This is a genomic window from Paenibacillus cymbidii (assembly GCF_004764705.1).
Taxonomy (GTDB): domain Bacteria; phylum Bacillota; class Bacilli; order Paenibacillales; family NBRC-103111; genus Paenibacillus_AN; species Paenibacillus_AN cymbidii.
In genome coordinates this window covers 184,331-204,139 of record NZ_SHLX01000006.1, presented here as the reverse complement: position 1 = coordinate 204,139, position 19,809 = coordinate 184,331, and the positions used below count along the sequence as shown (strand labels likewise).

The window sequence follows — 19,809 nt, the reverse complement described above, 5'->3', positions numbered from 1 at the left end:
GCTAGTTTTGCCCCGCATCGCGCCCGCCTGAGTAGCCAGTTTTGCCCCCGTATATCGAGCCCGCCCGAGTAGCTAGTTTTGCCCCGCATCGCGCCCGCCCGAGTAACAGTTTTGCCCCCGTATATCGCGCCCGCCCGAGTAGCCAGTTTTGCCCCCGTATATCGCGCCCGCCCGAGTAGCCAGTTTTGCCCCCGTATATCGCGCCCGCCCGAGCAGCTAGTTTTGCCCCGCATCGCGCCCGCCCGAGCAGCTAGTTTTGCCCGAGTATCGCGCCCGCCCGAGTAGCCAGTTTTGCCCCCGCATCGCAACCGCCCGAGAAGCTAGTTTTGCCTCCGTATCGCGCCCGCCCGAGAAGCTAGTTTTGCCCCCGTATCGCGCCCGCCCCAGTAGCTAGTTTTGCCCGAGTATCGCGCCCGCCCGAGCAGCTAGTTTTGCCCCGCATCGCGCCCGCCCGAGCAGCTAGTTTTGCCCGAGTATCGCGCCCGCCCGAGTAGCTAGTTTGCCCCCGTATCGCGCCCGCCCGGGTAGCTAGTTTTGCCCCCGCATCGCGCCCGCCCGAGCAGCTAGTTTTGCCTCCGTATCGCGCCCGCCCGAGTAGCCAGTTTTGCCCCCGTATCGCGCCCGCCCCAGTAGCTAGTTTTGCCCGAGTATCGCGCCCGCCCGAGTAGCTAGTTTTGCCCCAGTACCGCGCCCGCCCGAGTAGCTAGTTTTGCCCCAGTGTAACCTGCGCTGAGCCCCCGCTGCGGCCACGGCTTTACCCGCACCTGCGCCAACGGCGCGCTCAGCCCGCCTCGCCGCTGGCGAGCAGCCGGCGTTCCAGCTCCTCGCAGCTGAGCGCCGCGATCCGTACGGTGATGCGCGTTTCGCGGCTAAGCCGGCTCTCCACGCTCAAGCCGTACGGCTCGCCGTAAACGAGCCGGATGCGCTCGTGCACGTTGGCGAGGCCGTAGCCTGCGTCCGCTTGCGCCGCCGCCTGGTCCAGCCGCCGCCGCACCGCGTCGAGCCGCTCCTCGCTCATGCCGCGCCCGTTGTCCTCGAAGCGGAACACGATATCGCCTTCCTCCAGGCGGCCTTCGATAAGAAATCGGCTGCCTTCGCCCGCTTCGCCGCTGCCGCCGCCGATGCCGTGCACAAAGTAGTTTTCGACGATCGGCTGCAGCAAATTTTTCGGCAGGCCGTACTCCATCACGCGGTGCTCGACGTTGATGTCGTACTCGAGGCAACTCGCGTACCGCAGCGAGAAGATATGCAGATACATATCGCACATGCTGATCTCCTTGCGCACCGGGATGAAGGTGCGGTCGCGCACGACGCTGCGGTACAGATGCGCGAGCAGCACGATCATTTCGGCGATGTCGCGGTTGCCGTCGTCCGACGCCTTGATCCGGATCGCTTCCAGCGTATTGTACAGGAAATGCGGATTGATGCCGGCCTGCAGCGCGTTCAGCTCGGCGTTCTTCTTCTTCAACTCGCTGATGTACTCGCGGTGGATGATCAGCTGCAACTCGTCGCACATCAGATTGAAGCGGGCGGCAATTTCGGCGAATTCGTCGCTGCGCTTCGGCAGCGGGATGCGGTAGCTCAGATGGTTCGTGCTGATTCGTTTCATCCCCTTGATCAGCTCGTTCACGCGCCGCGACACGAACGTGCCGGCAGCGGTGTAGAGCACGACGCAGACGAACGCCAGCGCCGTAAACACGGCGTAGATGAGCCGCCGCGCATAGGCGCTTTTGCGGTCGACTTCTTCCTTCGGAACAAGGTTGGCCCCGATATAGTCCCGCTTGTCGTTGACGATTGTCTGCACGTAGTAGCGCTTGCCGTCAATCGTCGCACTTTCGGCGCCATCCTTCAGCACATCCAACTGACTGTACGGCTCCCCGCCATACCCGCCCTCCGAATTAAAAACAACGTCCCCGCTCCCTGAGACGATCACGAATTGCCCCAACGTTTTGCCGGCGTACTCCTGAAAAATATTTTCAATCGCCTGCGTATTGTATTCGATCAGCAGTTGGCCGGCCATCAGCCGGATGTTTTTGCTGCCGAGCGTGCCGGAGATGCCGTACGCCATCTGCGCCATCGAACCGCTGACGACGGTGCGGGTGCCGGTAATGTAGCGCCCGGACGCCATCTGCTTCATCTGCGCGTAGAGCGGATAGTCCGGCCCGACGCGTTCGAGGAAATGTTTGCTCGTGTTGTACACGTAAAGCGAACCGGTCAAATTTTTGAACAGCACAATCGACGAAATGTCCCGGTCCTGCACGGCAAGTCCGGCCATCGTGCGCACGACTTGCTGCTTTACGAGGGCGTTGTTTTCGTATTCGGCGTCGGAAGGGGATTCGAGCATTTCGCTGATCGTGGCGTAAATGTCTTCGGTATCGTACAGCGTGTACACGATGTTGAGGAAGTTGTCGTTCTTCCGCTCGTAATAGCCGAACACCGCGCTCAGCGCGTCGCGGCTTTGCTGCAGCTGCTTGACCGCTTCGAGCTGGGTGGCGTAGCGGGCCGCCAGAAACGCAAGCAAATAAGCGACCGCCAGAAAGATCAGCGTCGTATACAGCATCAGCCGGTTGTAAAAACGAACCTGCAGCCGCTTCCGCGCCGGCCGCCATCCGCGCCACCTGCGCCATCCGATTCCGTTGCCCGCCATCCGCCGCACCCCCGTCCCGTCCCGTGTCCCGATTGTACCCGGCAAACAAAGAAGGACATCTACCTTTTTCGCAAAAAAGGGGATGTCCGCCTCGCTATTGATCTGTCATCCTTCATCATAGCCCGCCAAGACGGGCACCGTCAACGGCGGAACGCCTGTCGCTATCCCGCCGCTGACTGCCTCCCGCCCGCCGCACAACGCTTACTTATTGTACTTCTTCGCGTTCTCCAGCGCCGTTTTCCAGTTGGCGTTGCCGAGGTCGAGCAGCTTCTGCAAGCCGAGGCCTTCGGCTTTCTTGCGCATGTCGTCGACGATTTTCTGGAATTCGGCGTCGTTCTTGGCGAACACGGCAAGCCAGGAATCGGTTTTGACCACGTCGCCGATTTTGTTCTTGAGCGTTGTCATGTCGTCGGACATCGTCGGGATCAGCTTGGAAGCGAGCGAGTTGCTGGACGTCAGCTTCTTGTCTTCCAGCATGGCGACGGTCGTTTTGTAGCCGGTCGTCTTCTGCCAGTCCTGATCGAGCTTGTTCGGGTTGTGCTGCAGCGTGCTCGGCCAGATGCCGTAGTGGATCGGCTGCTTGTAGGTCGGGTCGATCGTCGCCGCGGAAAGCCCGCCGCTGCTGCGCACCGCCGAGTAGGCGTCCACCAGCTTGCCGCCGCCCGGCATGTCTTTGTTGTTCGTCAGAATGTCCCAGCCCTGATCGGTGACGTACTGCTGGCCGTTGCTGTCGAGGTCCCAGATGACGCCTTTCGGCCCGTTGATCAGCAGTTGGTTGCCTTCGAACGAGTAGTTGAAATCGACGTAAGCGAGCGCGGCGTCGAGGTTTTTGGTCGACTTGCCGATGCCGATCGCCCACGTTTCGCCGAACGGCGCGTCGCCCGGCTTGAACGGCCGCATGTCTTTGGAGAACACCGGACGGAAGCCTTTGACCGGATCGTCGTTGACATGTGCGGTGTTATAGCCGCCGGAAAACCACGGCCACCACGACAGCAGCACCCGGCCCTGGTTCGCTTTCTCCAGCGCGCTTTCGTAGCGCTGCGTCAGCGAGTCGGGATCGACGAGCCCCATCTGGTTCGCCGTATAGTAGAACTTCAGCATCCGGATGTATTCGCTGTCCGGTGCGAGAATGCTTTTCGTCTCATTGTTCAAATAGTTGACTTGCAGGAACGGCAGCGACGGGTCGCCGGAATCGATGCCGGTCAACGGCATGCCGCTCAGCAGCATGGCGATGCTGTCCCAGTCTTTCCACAGCGTGAAGCCGTACGTTTTTTGGCCGTCCTTGTTTTTCGGCTCGAGGTCTTGCATTTTTTTGAGCAGGGGCAAGTAGTCCTCCACTTTGTTCACTTCGGGCATGCCGAGCTGCTTATAGAGATCCCAGCGCAAGTAAGGGCCGTAGTTCAGCTCGGCGCCGATCAGCGCCGGACCGACGTTGTTCGGAATCGCGTACAGCTTGCCGGTGCCGTTGCTCGCGGTATCGCGGTAGTATTGCAGCGCGGTCGACGCGTTTTTGGCCGCGTTCGGCAGCTTGGCGATATATTCGTCGAGGTTGACGAGCAGGTTCGCCTTGACCGCGTCTTCGACCTGCTGCTGCGTCTTGAACACGACGATGTCGGGAAGCTCGCCGCCGGCCATCAGCGCCTGCAGCTTCTGTTCGCCCTGGTCGCCCGAAGGCAAAATTTCCAGCTTGACCCCGACCTTCTCCTTCAGCACGTCGGCCCACCAGCCGGTCACCGCGCCCGAGAAGTTGGTCGGCATGCTGAACACTTGCAGGTTGACCGTTTTGGCCGGGGCCGAGGACGCCGAGGCGGAAGGGCTTTTCGACGCGCCGGCCGAAGCGGACGGACTTGCGTCCGTGCCGGACGACGACGATTTGGTGCAGCCGCTGGCGGCGACGGCGACGAGCAGCGCCAAGGCGGTCGCTGTCTGGCGGTATTTCCGGTTGTTCATCTGTTTATCCTCCCTTGATTTGCAATCGTGCAAGCAGCGCGAACGCCGCAGGTTGCCTTTCCCGAATTCACGTTGCCTTACCCTTTGACCGCGCCGATCAGAATGCCTTTGACAAAATAACGCTGCATAAACGGATAAACGAGCAATATGGGCAGCACGACGACGATCGATACCGTCATGCGGATCGAGGTGGGCGTCAGCACGAGCGCCGGATTCAGCATGCCCGTCTGCGCCTGGGTGCGGAACATTTGCGCCAGCGCGTTCACTTCGCTCAAATATTGGTACAGCAAGTATTGGAGCGTGAACAGATCGGATTTTTTCATCAGAAACAGCGTGTCGGTGAACGAGTTCCACTGCGCGACGCTGGTGAACACGGCGATGGTGGCGATGATCGGTGTCGACAGCGGCAGCACGATCCGACTGAAGCGGACGACGTAGCCGGCCCCGTCGATTTGCGCCGATTCTTCGAGCGACGGCGGAAGCTGTTCGACGTACGTTTTGAACAGGATGACATAGAAGCCGGACACGACCGTAGGCAAAATATAGGCGGCGAAATTGTTGATCATGCCGAGGTTTTTCATCACGATGAACCACGGAATGAGGCCGGCGTTGAAGTACATGCTGACGACGACGAACCGGTACCAGAACTTGCGCATCCAGTATTCGCTGCGGCAGAAGGCGTAGCCGAGAAATGCCGAGCCGATCAGCGTCAGCCCGGTGCCGATGACTGTACGCGCGACGGAGACGAGAGCGGCTTGCCCGAGCCCGCGAATCTGGAACACCTTGACATAATTCTGAAAATGGATGCCCCGGGGCAGCAGCAATATTTTGCCCGTGGCTGCCAGATGGTTGTCGCTGATTGTATTGATGAAAATATAGTAGAACGGAAAGACGCAGAGCAAGGTGAACAGCACGAACCAGGTGATATTGGCGATCGAGAAAAGCACGCTGCCGACGGTCGGTTTCTCCTGTATCATTCGTTATACCGCCTTTGACGTTAAATGATCGATTCCTTGCGCACAAGGCGCGAGATGGCGTTGGCCGAAAAAAGCAGCGCGATGCTGACGGCCGACTTCAGGATGCTGACGACGGTGGCGTACGAAATGCCGGTGCCGAGAATGCCCTGGTTGTACACGTACAGGTCGAGCACTTCGATGTGCTCCTTGTTGATCGGGTTCTGGAACACGAAGTACTGGTCAAAGCCGTTGTTGATGAAGTTGGCGACCGACAGCAGCAGCAGCACGAAAAACGTCGACTGCAGCCCCGGCACGGTGATGTAGCGGATGCGTTGGAACCGGCCTGCGCCGTCGATCGTGGCCGCTTCGTACATTTCCGGATCGATCGAGCTGATCGCCGCCAAATAGATGATGGCGCTCCAGCCGAGCCCTTTCCACAACGAGTAGCCGAGCATCGTCAGCCAGACGTGGTCGGAGGAGGCAAGGAAGTTGATTTCGGTGTCGATGGCGTGTACGGACAGCAGCAATCGGTTGATAAAGCCGTCGCCGACGGAGAACATCGCCCAGACGACCGAATACACCAGAATCCAGCTGATGAAGTTCGGCAGCGTGGTCAGCGTCTGCACGAAACCTTTGAACTTCCTTGCCTTGATCTCCGAAAGCAGGATGGCGAACAACGCGGGCAATGGCGCCGTAAGGATGCCGAGAAAGCTGATCGCGAACGTGTTCTTCAGCACGCGGAACAGATCGTCGCGCACAATTTTGTTGTCGGCCAGCTCGAGAAAATGCTTGAAACCGACGAACGGGGTGTCGTGCAGCTTCATCCCGGCGCGATAGTCGAAAAAGGCGTATACCCAGCCGTAAAGCGGCAGGTAAGCGAACAGAAAGACGAGCGCGAGAAACGGCAGTGTGAGCAGGAACAGCCGAAAGCCCGAATGGCGCGAGCGTAAAGCGGTTCTCGTGGCGATAGGAACCTCCCCTTTGACATACAAGCATGTAAGCGGTTCATGGTAGCGATTACAAAATCACTATACCGAATCGCCTTGCTGCGGCAAATAATAAAAACTTTGAGATTTAGCACTAATTATAGGTCGAATGCGCAAGGGGCGGCTGCGGGGCGGAGATGATTCATAGATCGTGTTAAGAGTCGAAATTAGTGCTATTTTTTTCGGGCGGCGCGTTAGGTATCCTGAAACTGCCAATTTGTAAGCGCATCCAGACAAGCGTATCTGGCGGAAAGGAGGCGGGAAGGCCGCGCACGCGCGGACGATGGGAGGAAGCTTTCGCAGCTGGTCCATAAGCCAAATCCGATTGGGGAGGTAATGATGATGCACAGGAAGTTTCTATTGGTCGTAGTATTGGTCGCGCTGGCAAGCGCGCTGTTCGTGCCGGCCGCGCCAAGCCGGGTGTCGGCGGCAGGCGCGATTTATTACGTTGACGGCACGGCCGGCAACGACACGACGGGCAGCGGCAGCTCGTCCAGCCCGTGGAAGACGATCGCGAAATGCGCGACTGTCGCCGCCGCCGGCGACACGTGCCGGATCAAGACGGGTACGTACCGCGAAGCGGTAGTGCCGTCGCATACGGGCACGGCCGGCAACATGATCACGTTCGAGCCGGCGTCCGGCGCAACGGTGACTGTCAGCGGCGCCGACGTCGTCAGTTCGGCCGCCTGGAGCGTATCCAGCGGCAGCGTGTACCGGGCGACGGCAACGCTTGGCATGGGCGAATGGCGCAACCAGGTGTTCGTCGACGGCCAGATGATGAACCTGGCGCGCTGGCCGAACACGCCGGTCGGCAACGAACTGAATCCGACGCTGTCGGTCGTCACGCCGTCGCCTACCCCGACCCCGTCGGCGACGCCGACACCATCGGTCACGCCGTCGCCGACGGAAATTCCGACGTCCATGCTGACGCCGCCGCCTTCCGACGGGGACGACTCGGAACAGACGGCCGTCATCCAGGATACGGCGCTGACGCAGTCGACCGGCTTCTGGAACGGTGCCGCCGTCTGGGTGCTCGGCCCGTACTCGTGGGGACCGGGCGGCGCCGACGTGGCCAGCTACACGCACGACGGCACGAAAAGCACGCTGAACCTCGAGCATCTGAAAATGCTTGACGGGCTGCCGGGCATCGACGGCCGTTATTATTTGTCCGGCAAGCTCGGGGCGCTCGATTATCCGGGCGAATGGTATTACGACAGCAGCGGGACGAAGCTGTACCTGCAGACGCCGGCCAATGACAATCCGTCCGGCCATGTCGTCGAATACAAGGCTCGCGACAACTGCTTCGACTTGTCGGCGCGTTCCTACATCAAGGTGAAAGGGCTGAACCTGTTCGCCTGTACGATCCAGGTCGGCGGCTCCTACAACGAAATCGACGGCATCAATGCCAAGTACGTGTTCCACCAGGAGCGGGATTTCGTCATTGATTTCAGCCAGGGCATGCTGACGTCGGAGAAAGCGGGCATCGTGCTCGGCGGCGACCACAACACGCTGCGCAACAGCACGGTCGCCTACAGCGCCGGCAGCCTGGTGACGCTGTTCGGCACGTCGAACAGCATCGTCAACAACGAGCTGCACGAAGGCAACTACGGCCCGCAAACGTTCAACAGCCTGCTCGGCGGCATTACGATGAACGGACAGCAGCATCTGATCAGCCACAACACGATTTACCATACGGCGCGCGCTGCGATCTCCGGGCGGATGTACAAGAACGTGATCCAGTACAACGATCTGTACGAAACGAACATGCTCGGCAACGACGGCGGGGCGATTTACGTGGCGCTGTACGACGGCGGCAATTCGGAAATCCACCACAACCGCATCCACGACGTGCAGGCGAACACGCCGAACATGGCCGCGGGCATCTACATCGACAGCCCGTACAAAAACGTGCTCATCCACCATAATCTCATTTACAATATCGGCACCAACAACCCGGAAGGGACCGGGATGTCGGCGATTTATTTGAACGGGCCGACCGATTTTGCCCAGGTGTACAACAACACGACTTACGCGCCGTCGAGCTTCTGGAGTTCGTCGTTCACCAAGCCGGAAGGCTACGGCAGCCGCTACGTCAACAATATCGCCGTCGACAAGTTCGACAACAGCAAAAGCAACGCCGCCGACGTGTCGAACAACCTGCTGTCCGGCGATCCGAAGTTCGTCGATCCGGCGCACGGCGACTTCACGCTGCAGGCGACGTCGCCGGCGATCGACTTCGGCAAGCCGGTCGCAAACATCACGACCGGGTACACGGGCAACGCGCCGGACCAGGGCGCATTCGAGTATGGCGTGCCGGCGTGGACGGCAGGGCGCAATTTTGCTTCGCCGCCGAACCCGACGTACAGCCTGACGACGACCGAATTCGCGAACCTGCTGACGGCGACCGACGGCTCGTTCGACGCGCCGCAAGCCCGGCTCGCCGAGCTGAACCCGAACATTTACCTGGCGAACGGCTCGCTTTACGGTTGGACGAAGACGTACGACCAAACCGGCTTCGGCTTCGTCGACAAGCTGACGACCAAGGCGGAGGAGTATTACGCGCACGATTATTTGGGCGTCGGCGCGCGGCTCGGCGCGGGCGAGGACGGACTGGAGCAGACGATTACGGGGCTTGAGCCGAACACCACGTATGAGCTGAAAGGGTACGGCCATGTTGTCACGACCGACCAGAAGGTGCGGATCGGCATCAAGGGCACCTACAGCGGCAACCATTACATGGAGTTCGACGCCACGACGTTCGCCGGCAAAACACTGGCGTTCAACACCGGGCCCGGGGAAACGAGCGCCACCGTTTACGTGTACAAACCGACGACGGGCGGTTACGCGTACGTGGACGACATTTCGCTGATGAAAAAAACGTTCGAGCCGTCGCACGCCGGCACGATCGTCGACGAAATGGCCGATTTTACGAAAATGTATTCCCATACTGGCAACTTGTACTCGCGAGGTTATAATCCCGAATGGTTCGGCGATGACGACACGCGGCTGATCCGTTTCCCCGACCCGACGAACGAAAGCTTCGTTTACCGGACGCCGGAGGATCTTGCTTCGTTTACGCTCGAGATGTACGTCGACGTCGACCCGGCTTATTCGGACGAAGGGCTGCTGTTTTATGCGTCCGTGGATGGCGATCACTACACGCCGGTTGCCGCGCAGCGGGAAGATTTGGGCGGCTTCCTGAAAAAAATCCGCTACTCGGCGTCGTCCTTCCCGAACGGCGCGCGGTTCCTGAAAATCGCATTCGACGGCGGCCATTCGTACTATTATCCGGAAATCACCCGCATTACGATCGATTACCGCAACGATTACGGCCGGGTCGTCGATACGCTGGACGATTTGAACAAGCTGTATTCGCACACATCCAGCGTGATCCTCGATACGTACGGACCGTCCTATTTTGGCGGCGATGCGTCGCGGTTGTACCGCTCGTCGTTTACGGACGAAAATATCGTCTGGAAAGCGCCGTTCGGCGAAATTAACGATTTCAAGCTGGATACGTACAATTGGCCGTCGGCGCCGGGCGATCGCCTCACCCTTTCGACGTCGCTTGACGGGGTGACGTATACGCCGTTTACGCCAACGGTGACGACCGACGGCAGCGATTGGATGCATGTGGTGTATTCGTCAACGGAGGTGCCGGCCGGGGCGGTTTATTTGAAGGTGTCGTGGGCGGGCTGCTGCACGACCCAGCTGTGGACGCCGCAAATCGGCGGCATCGATTTCGGCTACGGGCGCACGACGTCGCATCTGACCGATCCGCTGGACGATTTCACCCGCATGGATTCGCATTCCGCGAACCTGGCGTTTGACCAGTCGCTGCCGCTGCTCGGGGACGCGTCGCGGCTGTACCGCACCACGATGGCGGACGAAAGCTTTGTGTACAAGGCGCAGTGGGGGCAGATGAGCTCGTTCAATGTGACCACGTTCGCCTACCCGAGCGCTTCCGGCGATCGGCTCCGTTTCTTTACATCGCCCGACGGCACGACCTATACGGCGTTTTCGCCGACTGTCACGGTGACGCCGGGCTTCTTCGACACGGTGGCGTATTCGTCGTCGTCGCTGCCCTCCGGCACGAAGTACCTGAAGATCGGCTGGGGCAGCTGCTGCACGACCGCGCTGTGGACGCCGCAAATCAGCCAGGTCGACATCGATTACGGCAAGCCGGCCGCCGGCGACAAAACGCTGATCGACGACATGGCGGACACGAGCAATATCTATTTGTACAAAAACAGCCTGTACGTCGACACCACTTCGCCGTCCGGCTTCGGCGGCGATGCCGCGCGGCTCATCCGCACGACGAAAGCGGAGGAGTACATCGTGTATCGCACGCCCGGCGACATAACGTCGGCGACGATCGACTTGTGGGTAGGGTCGACCTTCGCGCCGGAGACGCTTAATCTGTACGCGTCGGCGGACAACGTGTCGTATCAGCCGGTAACGGCGACGCTGACGACGACGAGCGGGGCGTTCAACCATGTCCGTTATGCGGTTGCTTCGCTGCCGGCGAATACCGGCTATTTGAAAGTGGAATGGAACGCAAACGGCAATCACGAAGTGTGGTCGCCGCAAATCGGCAACGTGGAGATCCATTACGAATGAGCGGCGGGTGCGCGGCACTCGACTCATAATTACTGTTAATAGTCAAAGTTATTATTATTTCGCGGGCTTTACGGATTCGTTACGATAGGGGTACCGGAGCCGCTTCCGCAGCGGCTCCTTTGTATAACGTTAAGGGAGTGAACGTTCTATGTCCGATACTACCGGCTACGTTTATTATGTGTCCCCGCAAGGAAATGACGGTCACGACGGGCGTTCGCTCGAGACGCCGTTCCGGACGATCGGCCGGGCCGCGGAAGTGATGGCGGCGGGCGATACGTGCCGCATTCGCGGCGGCGTTTACCGCGAGACGGTCGCCCCGGCCCGTTCGGGAACGAAGGTGCGCCCGATCCGGTTCGAAGCGATCGCCGGCGAACGTATCGTCGTCGACGGATGCGATCCGGTCGGCGGTTGGTCGCACCATGAAGGAAGCGTTTACAAGGCGGCGATGGACTGGAGCCTTCGCGAAGGCAACGGCAACATCGTATTCCTGAACGGCGAACTGGCCTCCGAAGCGTCTTGGCCGCCGATCGCCGACCGGCTGGACGGTTCGTCGTACGCCGTTGTCGACGCCGCCGAAAGCGGCGGCGCGCTGTTTTCGCTGTTCGACGAGGACCTGCGCTCGTTTCCCGACGGCTACTGGAACGGCGCCATCGTGGCCTGCGTGAGCGGCGTCGGCTACTTCATGTCGACCGCGGTCATCCGCGATTTCCAGGACGGCACGATTTATCACGATCCGTGGGTGAGCAGCGATTCGTGTTATTACGCCCACGCAGGCAACCGCTACTGGATTACGCGTTCGCCGAAAGCGCTTTGCGGCGACAGGCAGTGGTTCCACGACGGTGACGAAGGGCAGTTGTACGTGCGCGTGCCGGAAGGGATGAGGCCGGAGCAACTGGAGGCGGAAGCGAAACGTCGGGAGTACGCGTTCGATCTGCGCGGCTGCGCTTATATCGAAATCGACGGCGTCGACGTTCGCGCCGCTTCGATTACAACGGTGGATGCGCATCATTGCACGCTGTCGCGGCTGAATGTGTGCGCGATCGACCGTTATTTTGGCACGCGCCAGTCGTTGTACGGCGTAACGAAGGGGATCGCGTTCGGCGGCAGCAACAACGTCATCCGCGAAAGCGAAATCAGCCGCTTCGAAGGCATTGGCGTCAGCTTTTCCGGGAAGCGCAACAGCCTGATCAATTGCTATATTCATGATGGCAACTATGAAGCGTCCTATGCCAGCATGCTGTGGATCGAAGGCGAAAACCATCTCGTCAGCCACAACACGATCACACGCGCGGGGCGTACGCACATTTCCGGGATTTTCGCCCGCTCCGTCATCCAGTACAACGACATTTCGCATGCCAACATCCTGACCCAGGATTCCGGCATCATTTTCCTGTTCAATACCGACTACGACAACACCGAAGTGCACCACAACTGGATGCACGACAACGAGTCGCGCACGTTCAGCTTCGGCTTCTATATGGACGCCTGGACAAGCGGGGTGACCGCTTACCGCAACGTTGTCTTTAACATTCCGAACCGCGGCCTGCAAATCAACAACCCGAACCAGCGCACGCTGCTGTACAACAATACGTTTTATCGCAGCGGCGCCGCCCAGATGGACGTGTTTGCGATCCAGCAAATGACGGGCAGCCATGTGGTCAACAATATTTTCGACTCGGGCCGGATTACCAAGTGGAATGACGAGGCGCTGTATTCGCATAACCTGACCGATGCGGAAGCGGGTTTTGTCGATCCGGAGGGACATGATTTTCGCTTGCGGCCGGATTCGCCGGCGGTTGGGGCCGGGCGGTATGTGCCGGGTATCGCCGGCGCTGCGGGCGGCGCAGCGCCCGATCTCGGCGCGTACCAGAGCGGCGAACCGTACTGGGTGCCGGGGCACGATTTCAGCCGGCGGCCGGAGGTGTCGCTGCAGTTTGCGAATGTGGAGAACAACAGCAAGCTGTCCAACGGCGGCTTCGAGCGCGGCGAGTGGGGGGGCTGGACGCCCGCGAAGGGCAGTCCGCGGGTGGTGTTCGGCTGCGCCTGGGATTACAGCGCGAACGGCTACGCCACTGTGGTGCGCAGCAACAAGTACGCGGCGATGCTCGGCCAAGGGGAGCGGATCGAGCAGAAGGCGAGCGGCTTGCTGCCGAACACGGCGTACGTGTTCTGGGCGGGCATCAAGAGCGAAGGTGCGTACCGGCTCGCCGTCGACTACGACGACTGCCGCGCGGGTGCGGCGTGGGACCGGGGCGAAGGCGGCGGCTACGCGGTCTACCGCGACTCGCGGTACATCGGGCCGCTGCAGCCGGGCGATTGGCTGTCGTACAAGGACATCGACTTCGGCAAATACGGCAAGTACAACTCGCTGGCGATCGGCTTGACCAAAATCGCCGGCCCGCTCGTCATCGAAGCGCGGCTCGACAGCGTCGACGGGCCGCTGCTTGGCACCGTGCAGCAGACGGAGGATTATTACGAGAGCTGGCGGTATTTCACCGTGCCGATTGCGTCTCCGCATCCGAAGGGCGTGCACGATATTGTGATCGTGGCGAAGGCGGGAAGCTGCCTGTTCGACAACTTCAAGGTGTACCCTTCGATCATGCACTGCAGTGGCGGCGATGTGCGCATGCACGTGCTCGGGCGGGACGGCGCGGTCATCGCTTCGCGGACGGTGTGCAAGTACAACTGGGAGTCCGGCGGCGACAAGCTGGCGTTTACGACCGGCCCGGACGAAACGGAAGTGACCGTCGCGATCGAAAACGTCGGCCACCTGTTCGCCGTCGTCGACGACTGCGGGCTGTGGAAGCCGGAGCTGCCGGCTGCCGTTGGGTGAAAGATCTTGACAACGGGCACGGCTCTTACTATAATCTAACCAGTTAGTTATAAAATCCGTGCGCAAGAGGTGAATCCTACGTCAGAGCAATCGGCGAGAACGAAGAAGACATACGATGCCACCAGGACGAAGGAAGCCATATTGGATGCGGCGGAGGAAATATTCGCGGAGCATGGTTATTCCGCCGCGCGGATCGATGCGATTGCCCGAGCTTCCGGCTACAATAAAAGCCTCATCTATCAATATTATCAGGATAAAATCGGCCTCTACACCGAAGTCGTCAAGCGGGCGGACCAGCTCGGGGATCGCGTGCTCGGAGATGTAATCGGGCAATTGCAGGAGGACGATTCGCTCACGACCGACGCAACGAAATTCAAGCACTATTTGGATATGATCGTGAGGCATTCGTTTCAATTTCTGCTCGATCATCCCCGGTTCTTGAAAATATTCGCCTGGGAAGCGGCGGAAGAGTGGAAAACGTGGAATCAAATCACGTATCGTCCGGACGATCATACGTTTTTCCTTGGAATTGCGAAGAAGGCCAAGGAAAGCGGATTGCTTCGTTCCGATCTCGATCCGGTTTATTTCTCGATCTTCCTCATGTCGAATGTCTTCTTTACTGCGATGTCATTATATCGGCTCAAAATCACCGGAATCGAGCTTGATACCCGTAACGGCCAGAATATGGAACAAGCCAAGGAGCAAATCGCGCGCTTCGTCGTCAGCGGGTTGATGAATCCGTCGCACCTTTAGCCTTTCGCTGGGGTCGGCGTTTCTTTTTAGTCAAAACTAACTAACTAGTTAGATTATGATGAGGAGGAGAAGCGAAATGAAAGACATTCAAAGCAGTACGAAAAGATGGTGGATCCTCGGCGTGCTGGCATTAAGCCTGCTGGTGATCGGGCTGGATATGACGGTGCTCAATTTGGCGATGCCCGCTCTGGCGGAGGATCTTCAGGCGACGACAAGTCAGCTGCAGTGGTTTGCCAACGCCTATAACCTGGTGCTCGCGGCGATGTTATTGCCGGCTGGATTGTTCGGGGACCGGTTCGGAAGCAAAAAAGTGCTGCTGACCGCCTTGCTCTTGTTCGGCGGAGCATCGGTCGCTTGCGCGCTTGCCGCGAATGCGGGGTTTCTTATTGCGGCAAGAGCCGTGCTTGGTTTGGGAGCGGCGCTTATGATGCCGGTTTCGTTGTCGATGCTGTCCGTCTTGTTTACGGACGAAGAGCGGCCGAAGGCGATGCGGATTTGGGTGACGGCGACCGCGCTCGGCATGCCGCTGGGACCGATTCTGGGCGGATGGCTGCTGGATCGGTATGCGTGGGGATCGATTTTTTGGATTAACGTGCCGATCGTAGCGATTGCCTTGGTTGCCGTTGCGATATTGCTGCCGCGAGGTCGGGGCAGCGACCGTATTAAGGCGGATATCCCGGGCATGCTGTTGTCTGGCGGGGGATTGGCCGCATTGACATATGGGGTGACGAGGTCGGGAGACAAGGGTTGGGGAGATTCGGGAACGATTGTATTTGTTATTGTGAGCGTTCTGTTGCTCGCCGCGTTCGTTTGGCGCCAACGCAAGGCCGCCCATCCGCTCGTGAGGCTGGAGTTGTTCCGGGAACCGCGCTTTGCTTGGGGAGCTTCGCTTGCTACGCTCGTGAACTGCGCGATGTTCGGCGTGCTGTTCGGATTGCCGCTCTTCTTCCAAGCGGTGAACGGCGTCAATTCGCAAACGACGGGATTGCGCATTTTACCGCTTATCGGCGGATTGATTGTGGGCGCGCAGCTATCCGGCAAACTGGTCGCTCGCTTGGGTGACAAAGCGATCGTCGGAATCGGCTTCTTGTTGATGGCGGTCGGACTCGGACTTGGCGCGTTGACCGACGTTTCGACGGGATACGGGTATATCGCGTTTTGGGTAGCGCTTGGCGGTGTCGGAATCGGCTTCGCGCTGCCTGCGGCGATGGATGCGGCGCTCGGCGCACTGCCGCCGGGCAGCAGCGGCGTCGGTTCGGCGCTGACGATGGCGATGCGGCAAGTCGGCGGCACGCTTGGCGTCGCGCTGCTTGGCGCGATTCTGAACGCCGCTTACCGCGGCGGATTGCCGGCGGCTCAGGTAACGGGTGAAGCCGCGGAAGCGATGCGGACCAATGTAACGGCAGGCGTCGCCGTCGCCAAGCAGATGAAATCCGCCGACTTGCTGGCCGCGGTGCAGAGCGCCTTCGCCAGCGGGATGGATGCCATGCTGTGGGCAAGCGGCGGCATTGCGATACTCGGGCTCTTGTTGACAATGGCTTTCCTGAAAAATAGGAAAAAGGCGAGCTCGTCGTCCGAAACGAACGTTCCGGCGAACATGGTGTAGACATCAAGCCAAACCATCCAGGAGATGCGTGTCCCGGATAGAGAAGTAGATGTCGCATACCTTGAACGGCAAGGGAATGGACGATCAATAAGGCGCTGCTTCAGCGCCTTTCCCGCAGCCAACGGAAGCGGGTGAACAAGGCCGCAACAGTCTCGCACCAATCGCCGCACCCCGCAGCAGTAGCTAGTTTCGCACCAGTCTGCAGCCCCGTCCAGCACCTGTCCAAATAATTTTAAATGCATAAATACATTTCATTTGCCTCCTTTCCTCGGTTTTTGCATGTTTAAATGCAATTATGCATGAAACGCACAGGAGAAATCCAAAATATGGCCCAACGGCAAATTGTTAGACGCATTTTTGCATTTAAACGTCCGCAAACGTTCGTTTCGGCCATCTTTAAGTGCAAAAATACACTTAAGCCCCCCGGAGCACTTGTGCCGGCACCCACCCGCCGCCTGCAAAAGCGCCTCCAGCCGCGGACAACCCGCCGACCGCTACATTTTCGAGCCCGCAGCGACAGCGCCGCAATTTAATGCTTGCACCTGACGCTACGTCAGGTTTTATAATAAAGCTACCGGTAACCAGCTAGCGCCAAAGAGCGGAGATGATCGATGAACAATCCGAAACAATGGAAGGTTGGCGACCTCGCCAAGCTGACGGGACTTACCGTCCGCACATTGCATTTTTACGATCAAATCGGCTTGTTCTCGCCATCCGGCCAGACGGAGTCCGGGCACCGGCTGTACGCGGAAGCAGATTTGGCGCGGCTGCACCAGATCGTATCGCTCAAGGAGCTGGGCTTCACACTGGAAGAGATCAAGTCGGTGCTCGCCGGCGGGCAGGTCGGACCGCTCGACATCGTCAACCTGCAGATGACCCGGATTCAGGCCGACATTCGCAAGCAGCAGAAACGGCTGGAGCAGCTGCAATATGCCGCCAAACTGCTGCAAGGAAACGAGCGGCTGACCGGGGACGATTTTGCCGAATTGCTGCAAGCGATGCAGAAAGATTTCGAGAAGCCCGTCATCGCCCGGCAGAAGAGTCGGGAACGGCAGCTGGACATACTCGGCAGTTACTTCGTTACGAATAAAGCGACACCAAAACGCGAGGAGGATTTTTCATGAGCGAGCATTATGTCAAGCATGCCACTTTCGTCGTGGAGCGCACTTATCCGGCAAGTCCGGAGCAGGTGTACCGCGCCTGGTCCGATCCGGACGCGAAGGCCAAATGGTTTTCCAAACCCGACAGCTTCGAATTTCGCGTGGGCGGCCGGGAATACAGCAAGGGCGGGCCGCCGGACGGACCGGTCTTTACATTCGACGCGTTGTACCAGGAGATCGTGCCGGAGCAGCGAATCGTTTACACGTATTCGCTCGATATGGACGACACGCGCATGTCCGTGTCCATCACGACCATCGAGATGGCGGCGGTGGAAGGCGGCACGAAGCTGATTTTTACGGAGCAGGGCGCTTTCTTCGACGGGCACGACACTCCGGAAATTCGCGAGCACGGCACCAAAGAGCTGCTGGACGCGCTGGGCCGCTCGCTGGAAGCGGAAGACGAGCCGACGCCGGGCGACAACGAATTGATTGCGGTGCGCGTGTTCGACGCGCCGCGGGAGCTCGTTTTTCGCGCATGGACAACTCCCGACCTGCTCGCCCGCTGGTGGGGGCCGGAAGGCTTCACCAACACGTTCCACGAATGCGACATTCGCCCGGACGGAGAATGGCGCTATACGATGCACGGGCCGGACGGCAAGGATTACCCCAACTACAGCGTCTTCGCGGACATTGTGCCGCAGGAGCGGGTGGCGCTCGATCACAAGTCCGGGCACGAGTTCCGGTTGACGGGCATTTTCGAGGAGCGGGGAGGCCGCACGAAGGTGACGTTCCGGCAAAAATTCAAACATGCGCACGAGTTCGAGGCGGCGCGGCCGTACTGCGAGCCCGGCAACCAACAAAATCTCGACCGGCTCGGCAAGCTGCTGGAGGAGTTGACTCCCCAGGCCTGACGCGACGTTTCGCCGATCGACACGCTCAAGTCCATCCGGATTTGGGCGCGTTTGTTTTGATTGCACTGCGGCGGCGGCGATCCCGGAAATAAATAGGCCATAAAAAATGGCTTATTTGCTGTATTTGGCCCGCCTCCTCGACAATAACCAGTGAAATCACTGGCTATTGTGCCCCGCAACCCACAAATCGAGCCTTTCTGCGAGAATAGCCAGTGAAATCACTGGCTATTTTGTCGAGAGTGGTCATTATGGGCGAAATAGGCCATAAAACATGGCTTATTCCGCTACGCCCCCTCTGTGCCATGCCTCGTACTCCCACCCGCTCCGCTCATTAAAAGACACCATAAAGATTTGTCTTTATATCCCGCCTTCCACTACAATAAAACCAAGAAGCACTCATCACAGCTCAATCGAAAGGGAGTATATTCGAATGAAAACCGTAAGCGAACTGGAAGCGAAGCTGGCCGAACCGTCAGACGCGCTGGTGAAAGACATTGCGGCGCTGGACGGCGACATCATGCTGCTCGGCGTCGGCGGCAAGATGGGACCGAGCCTGGCCCGCCTCGCCATGAACGCGATTAAAAAAGCCGGCGTCGACAAAAAAGTAATCGGCGCTTCGCGTTTCTCCGACGCGGCGCTGAAGAACGAGCTCGAAGCGGACGGCGTGCAAACGATTTCGGTCGACCTGCTCGACGACGCGGCGCTGCAGCAGCTGCCGAACGTGAAGAACGTGCTGTACATGGCCGGCAACAAATTCGGCACAACGGGCCGCGAGCATTTCACTTGGGCGATGAACTCGTACTTGCCGGGCCGCGTGGCCGAAAAGTACCGCGATTCGCGCATCGTCGTGTTTTCGACCGGCAACGTGTATCCGCTGACCCCGGTGTTCTCCGGCGGCGCAACGGAGTCCACGCCTCCGGGAGCGAACGGCGAATACGGCATGTCCTGTCTCGGCCGGGAGCGGGTGTTTGAATCCTTTTCGCACAAATATGGCATTCCGATGGTCATCTACCGCTTGAACTACGCGATCGACCTGCGTTATGGCGTGCTGCTCGAGCTGGCTCGTTCGGTCAACGAAGGCCGCGCCATCGACGTGTCGATGGGCCATGCGAACGTCGTCTGGCAAGGCGACGCCAACGAATGGGCCTTGCGTTCGCTGAACGTGGCGACTACGCCGCCGCAAGTGTTCAACATGTCCGGTCCGGAGACGGTATCGATGCGCTGGGCCGCGCAGGAATTCGGCCGTTTGCTCGGCAAGGAGCCGGTGATCGTCGGCGAAGAAGCGCCAACCGCGCTGCTCAGCAACTGCAGCAAGGCGCATGCCACGTTTGGCTACCCGCGCGTGACGCTGAAGCAGATGATGACCTGGATCGCGGAATGGGTGCAAATCGGCGGTTCGACATGGAACAAGCCGACACATTTCCAGGAAAGGGATGGAAAATACTAA

At 59.4% G+C, this 19,809-nt stretch carries 11 protein-coding genes and 1 pseudogene; 8 read left to right on the top strand and 4 right to left on the bottom strand.

All coding sequences use genetic code 11. From position 1 onward, the window contains the following. Positions 1-781: 781 nt before the first annotated feature. The 4 genes from EXY20_RS10675 to EXY20_RS10660 all read right to left on the bottom strand — a co-directional run bounded on the left by EXY20_RS10675 (position 782) and on the right by EXY20_RS10660 (position 6,545). Positions 782-2,647: a sensor histidine kinase gene (locus tag EXY20_RS10675; RefSeq protein ID WP_135550641.1), complete on the bottom strand. Its 1,866-nt coding sequence runs from the start codon at positions 2,645-2,647 to the stop codon at positions 782-784. A 201-nt stretch (positions 2,648-2,848) separates the two neighbouring features. Further along, positions 2,849-4,597, bottom strand: coding sequence for an extracellular solute-binding protein (locus EXY20_RS10670; RefSeq protein ID WP_135550638.1), 1,749 nt, complete (start codon positions 4,595-4,597; stop codon positions 2,849-2,851). A gap of 77 nt (positions 4,598-4,674) precedes the next feature. Further along, on the bottom strand, positions 4,675-5,574 hold the full coding sequence (locus EXY20_RS10665) for a carbohydrate ABC transporter permease (protein ID WP_135550636.1): 900 nt from the start codon (positions 5,572-5,574) through the stop codon (positions 4,675-4,677). A 20-nt stretch (positions 5,575-5,594) separates the two neighbouring features. Then, positions 5,595-6,545: an ABC transporter permease gene (locus EXY20_RS10660; protein WP_235885557.1), complete on the bottom strand. Its 951-nt coding sequence runs from the start codon at positions 6,543-6,545 to the stop codon at positions 5,595-5,597. Between the two features lie 336 nt (positions 6,546-6,881). On the opposite strand from EXY20_RS10660, the gene EXY20_RS10655 reads away from it, so the two are divergent. The 8 genes and pseudogenes from EXY20_RS10655 to EXY20_RS10625 all read left to right on the top strand — a co-directional run bounded on the left by EXY20_RS10655 (position 6,882) and on the right by EXY20_RS10625 (position 19,809). Then, entirely contained in the window at positions 6,882-11,159 is a 4,278-nt protein-coding gene (locus tag EXY20_RS10655) for a right-handed parallel beta-helix repeat-containing protein (RefSeq protein WP_135550633.1), read from the top strand. Between the two features lie 148 nt (positions 11,160-11,307). Continuing rightward, positions 11,308-13,992 (top strand): carbohydrate-binding protein, encoded by a 2,685-nt coding sequence (locus EXY20_RS10650; protein ID WP_135550631.1) that lies wholly within the window; start codon positions 11,308-11,310, stop codon positions 13,990-13,992. A 69-nt stretch (positions 13,993-14,061) separates the two neighbouring features. Further along, entirely contained in the window at positions 14,062-14,745 is a 684-nt protein-coding gene (locus tag EXY20_RS10645; protein WP_167859153.1) for a TetR/AcrR family transcriptional regulator, read from the top strand. A 76-nt stretch (positions 14,746-14,821) separates the two neighbouring features. Then, a complete protein-coding gene (locus tag EXY20_RS10640) occupies positions 14,822-16,351 on the top strand; it encodes a DHA2 family efflux MFS transporter permease subunit (protein WP_167859152.1) in 1,530 nt (509 codons plus the stop codon). A gap of 611 nt (positions 16,352-16,962) precedes the next feature. Next, on the top strand, positions 16,963-17,475 hold the full coding sequence (locus tag EXY20_RS10635) for a MerR family transcriptional regulator (RefSeq protein WP_135550626.1): 513 nt from the start codon (positions 16,963-16,965) through the stop codon (positions 17,473-17,475). Continuing rightward, positions 17,472-17,909, top strand: a pseudogene (locus EXY20_RS39810) (SRPBCC family protein); the annotation flags it as partial. The gene EXY20_RS10635 and the pseudogene EXY20_RS39810, both read left to right, overlap by 4 nt. A gap of 36 nt (positions 17,910-17,945) precedes the next feature. Further along, positions 17,946-18,362: an SRPBCC family protein gene (locus EXY20_RS39805; protein ID WP_235885653.1), complete on the top strand. Its 417-nt coding sequence runs from the start codon at positions 17,946-17,948 to the stop codon at positions 18,360-18,362. Between the two features lie 430 nt (positions 18,363-18,792). Beyond that, complete coding sequence (locus tag EXY20_RS10625; RefSeq protein ID WP_135550622.1) at positions 18,793-19,809, top strand: NAD-dependent epimerase/dehydratase family protein; 1,017 nt, start codon at positions 18,793-18,795, stop codon at positions 19,807-19,809.

Coding starts and splice junctions, on each gene's coding strand:
- EXY20_RS10675 (WP_135550641.1), bottom strand. CDS start 2,647: ATGGCGGGCAACGGAATCGGATGGCGCAGGTGGCGCGGATGGCGGCCG.
- EXY20_RS10670 (WP_135550638.1), bottom strand. CDS start 4,597: ATGAACAACCGGAAATACCGCCAGACAGCGACCGCCTTGGCGCTGCTC.
- EXY20_RS10665 (WP_135550636.1), bottom strand. CDS start 5,574: ATGATACAGGAGAAACCGACCGTCGGCAGCGTGCTTTTCTCGATCGCC.
- EXY20_RS10655 (WP_135550633.1), top strand. CDS start 6,882: ATGCACAGGAAGTTTCTATTGGTCGTAGTATTGGTCGCGCTGGCAAGC.
- EXY20_RS10650 (WP_135550631.1), top strand. CDS start 11,308: ATGTCCGATACTACCGGCTACGTTTATTATGTGTCCCCGCAAGGAAAT.
- EXY20_RS10640 (WP_167859152.1), top strand. CDS start 14,822: ATGAAAGACATTCAAAGCAGTACGAAAAGATGGTGGATCCTCGGCGTG.
- EXY20_RS10635 (WP_135550626.1), top strand. CDS start 16,963: ATGAACAATCCGAAACAATGGAAGGTTGGCGACCTCGCCAAGCTGACG.
- EXY20_RS10625 (WP_135550622.1), top strand. CDS start 18,793: ATGAAAACCGTAAGCGAACTGGAAGCGAAGCTGGCCGAACCGTCAGAC.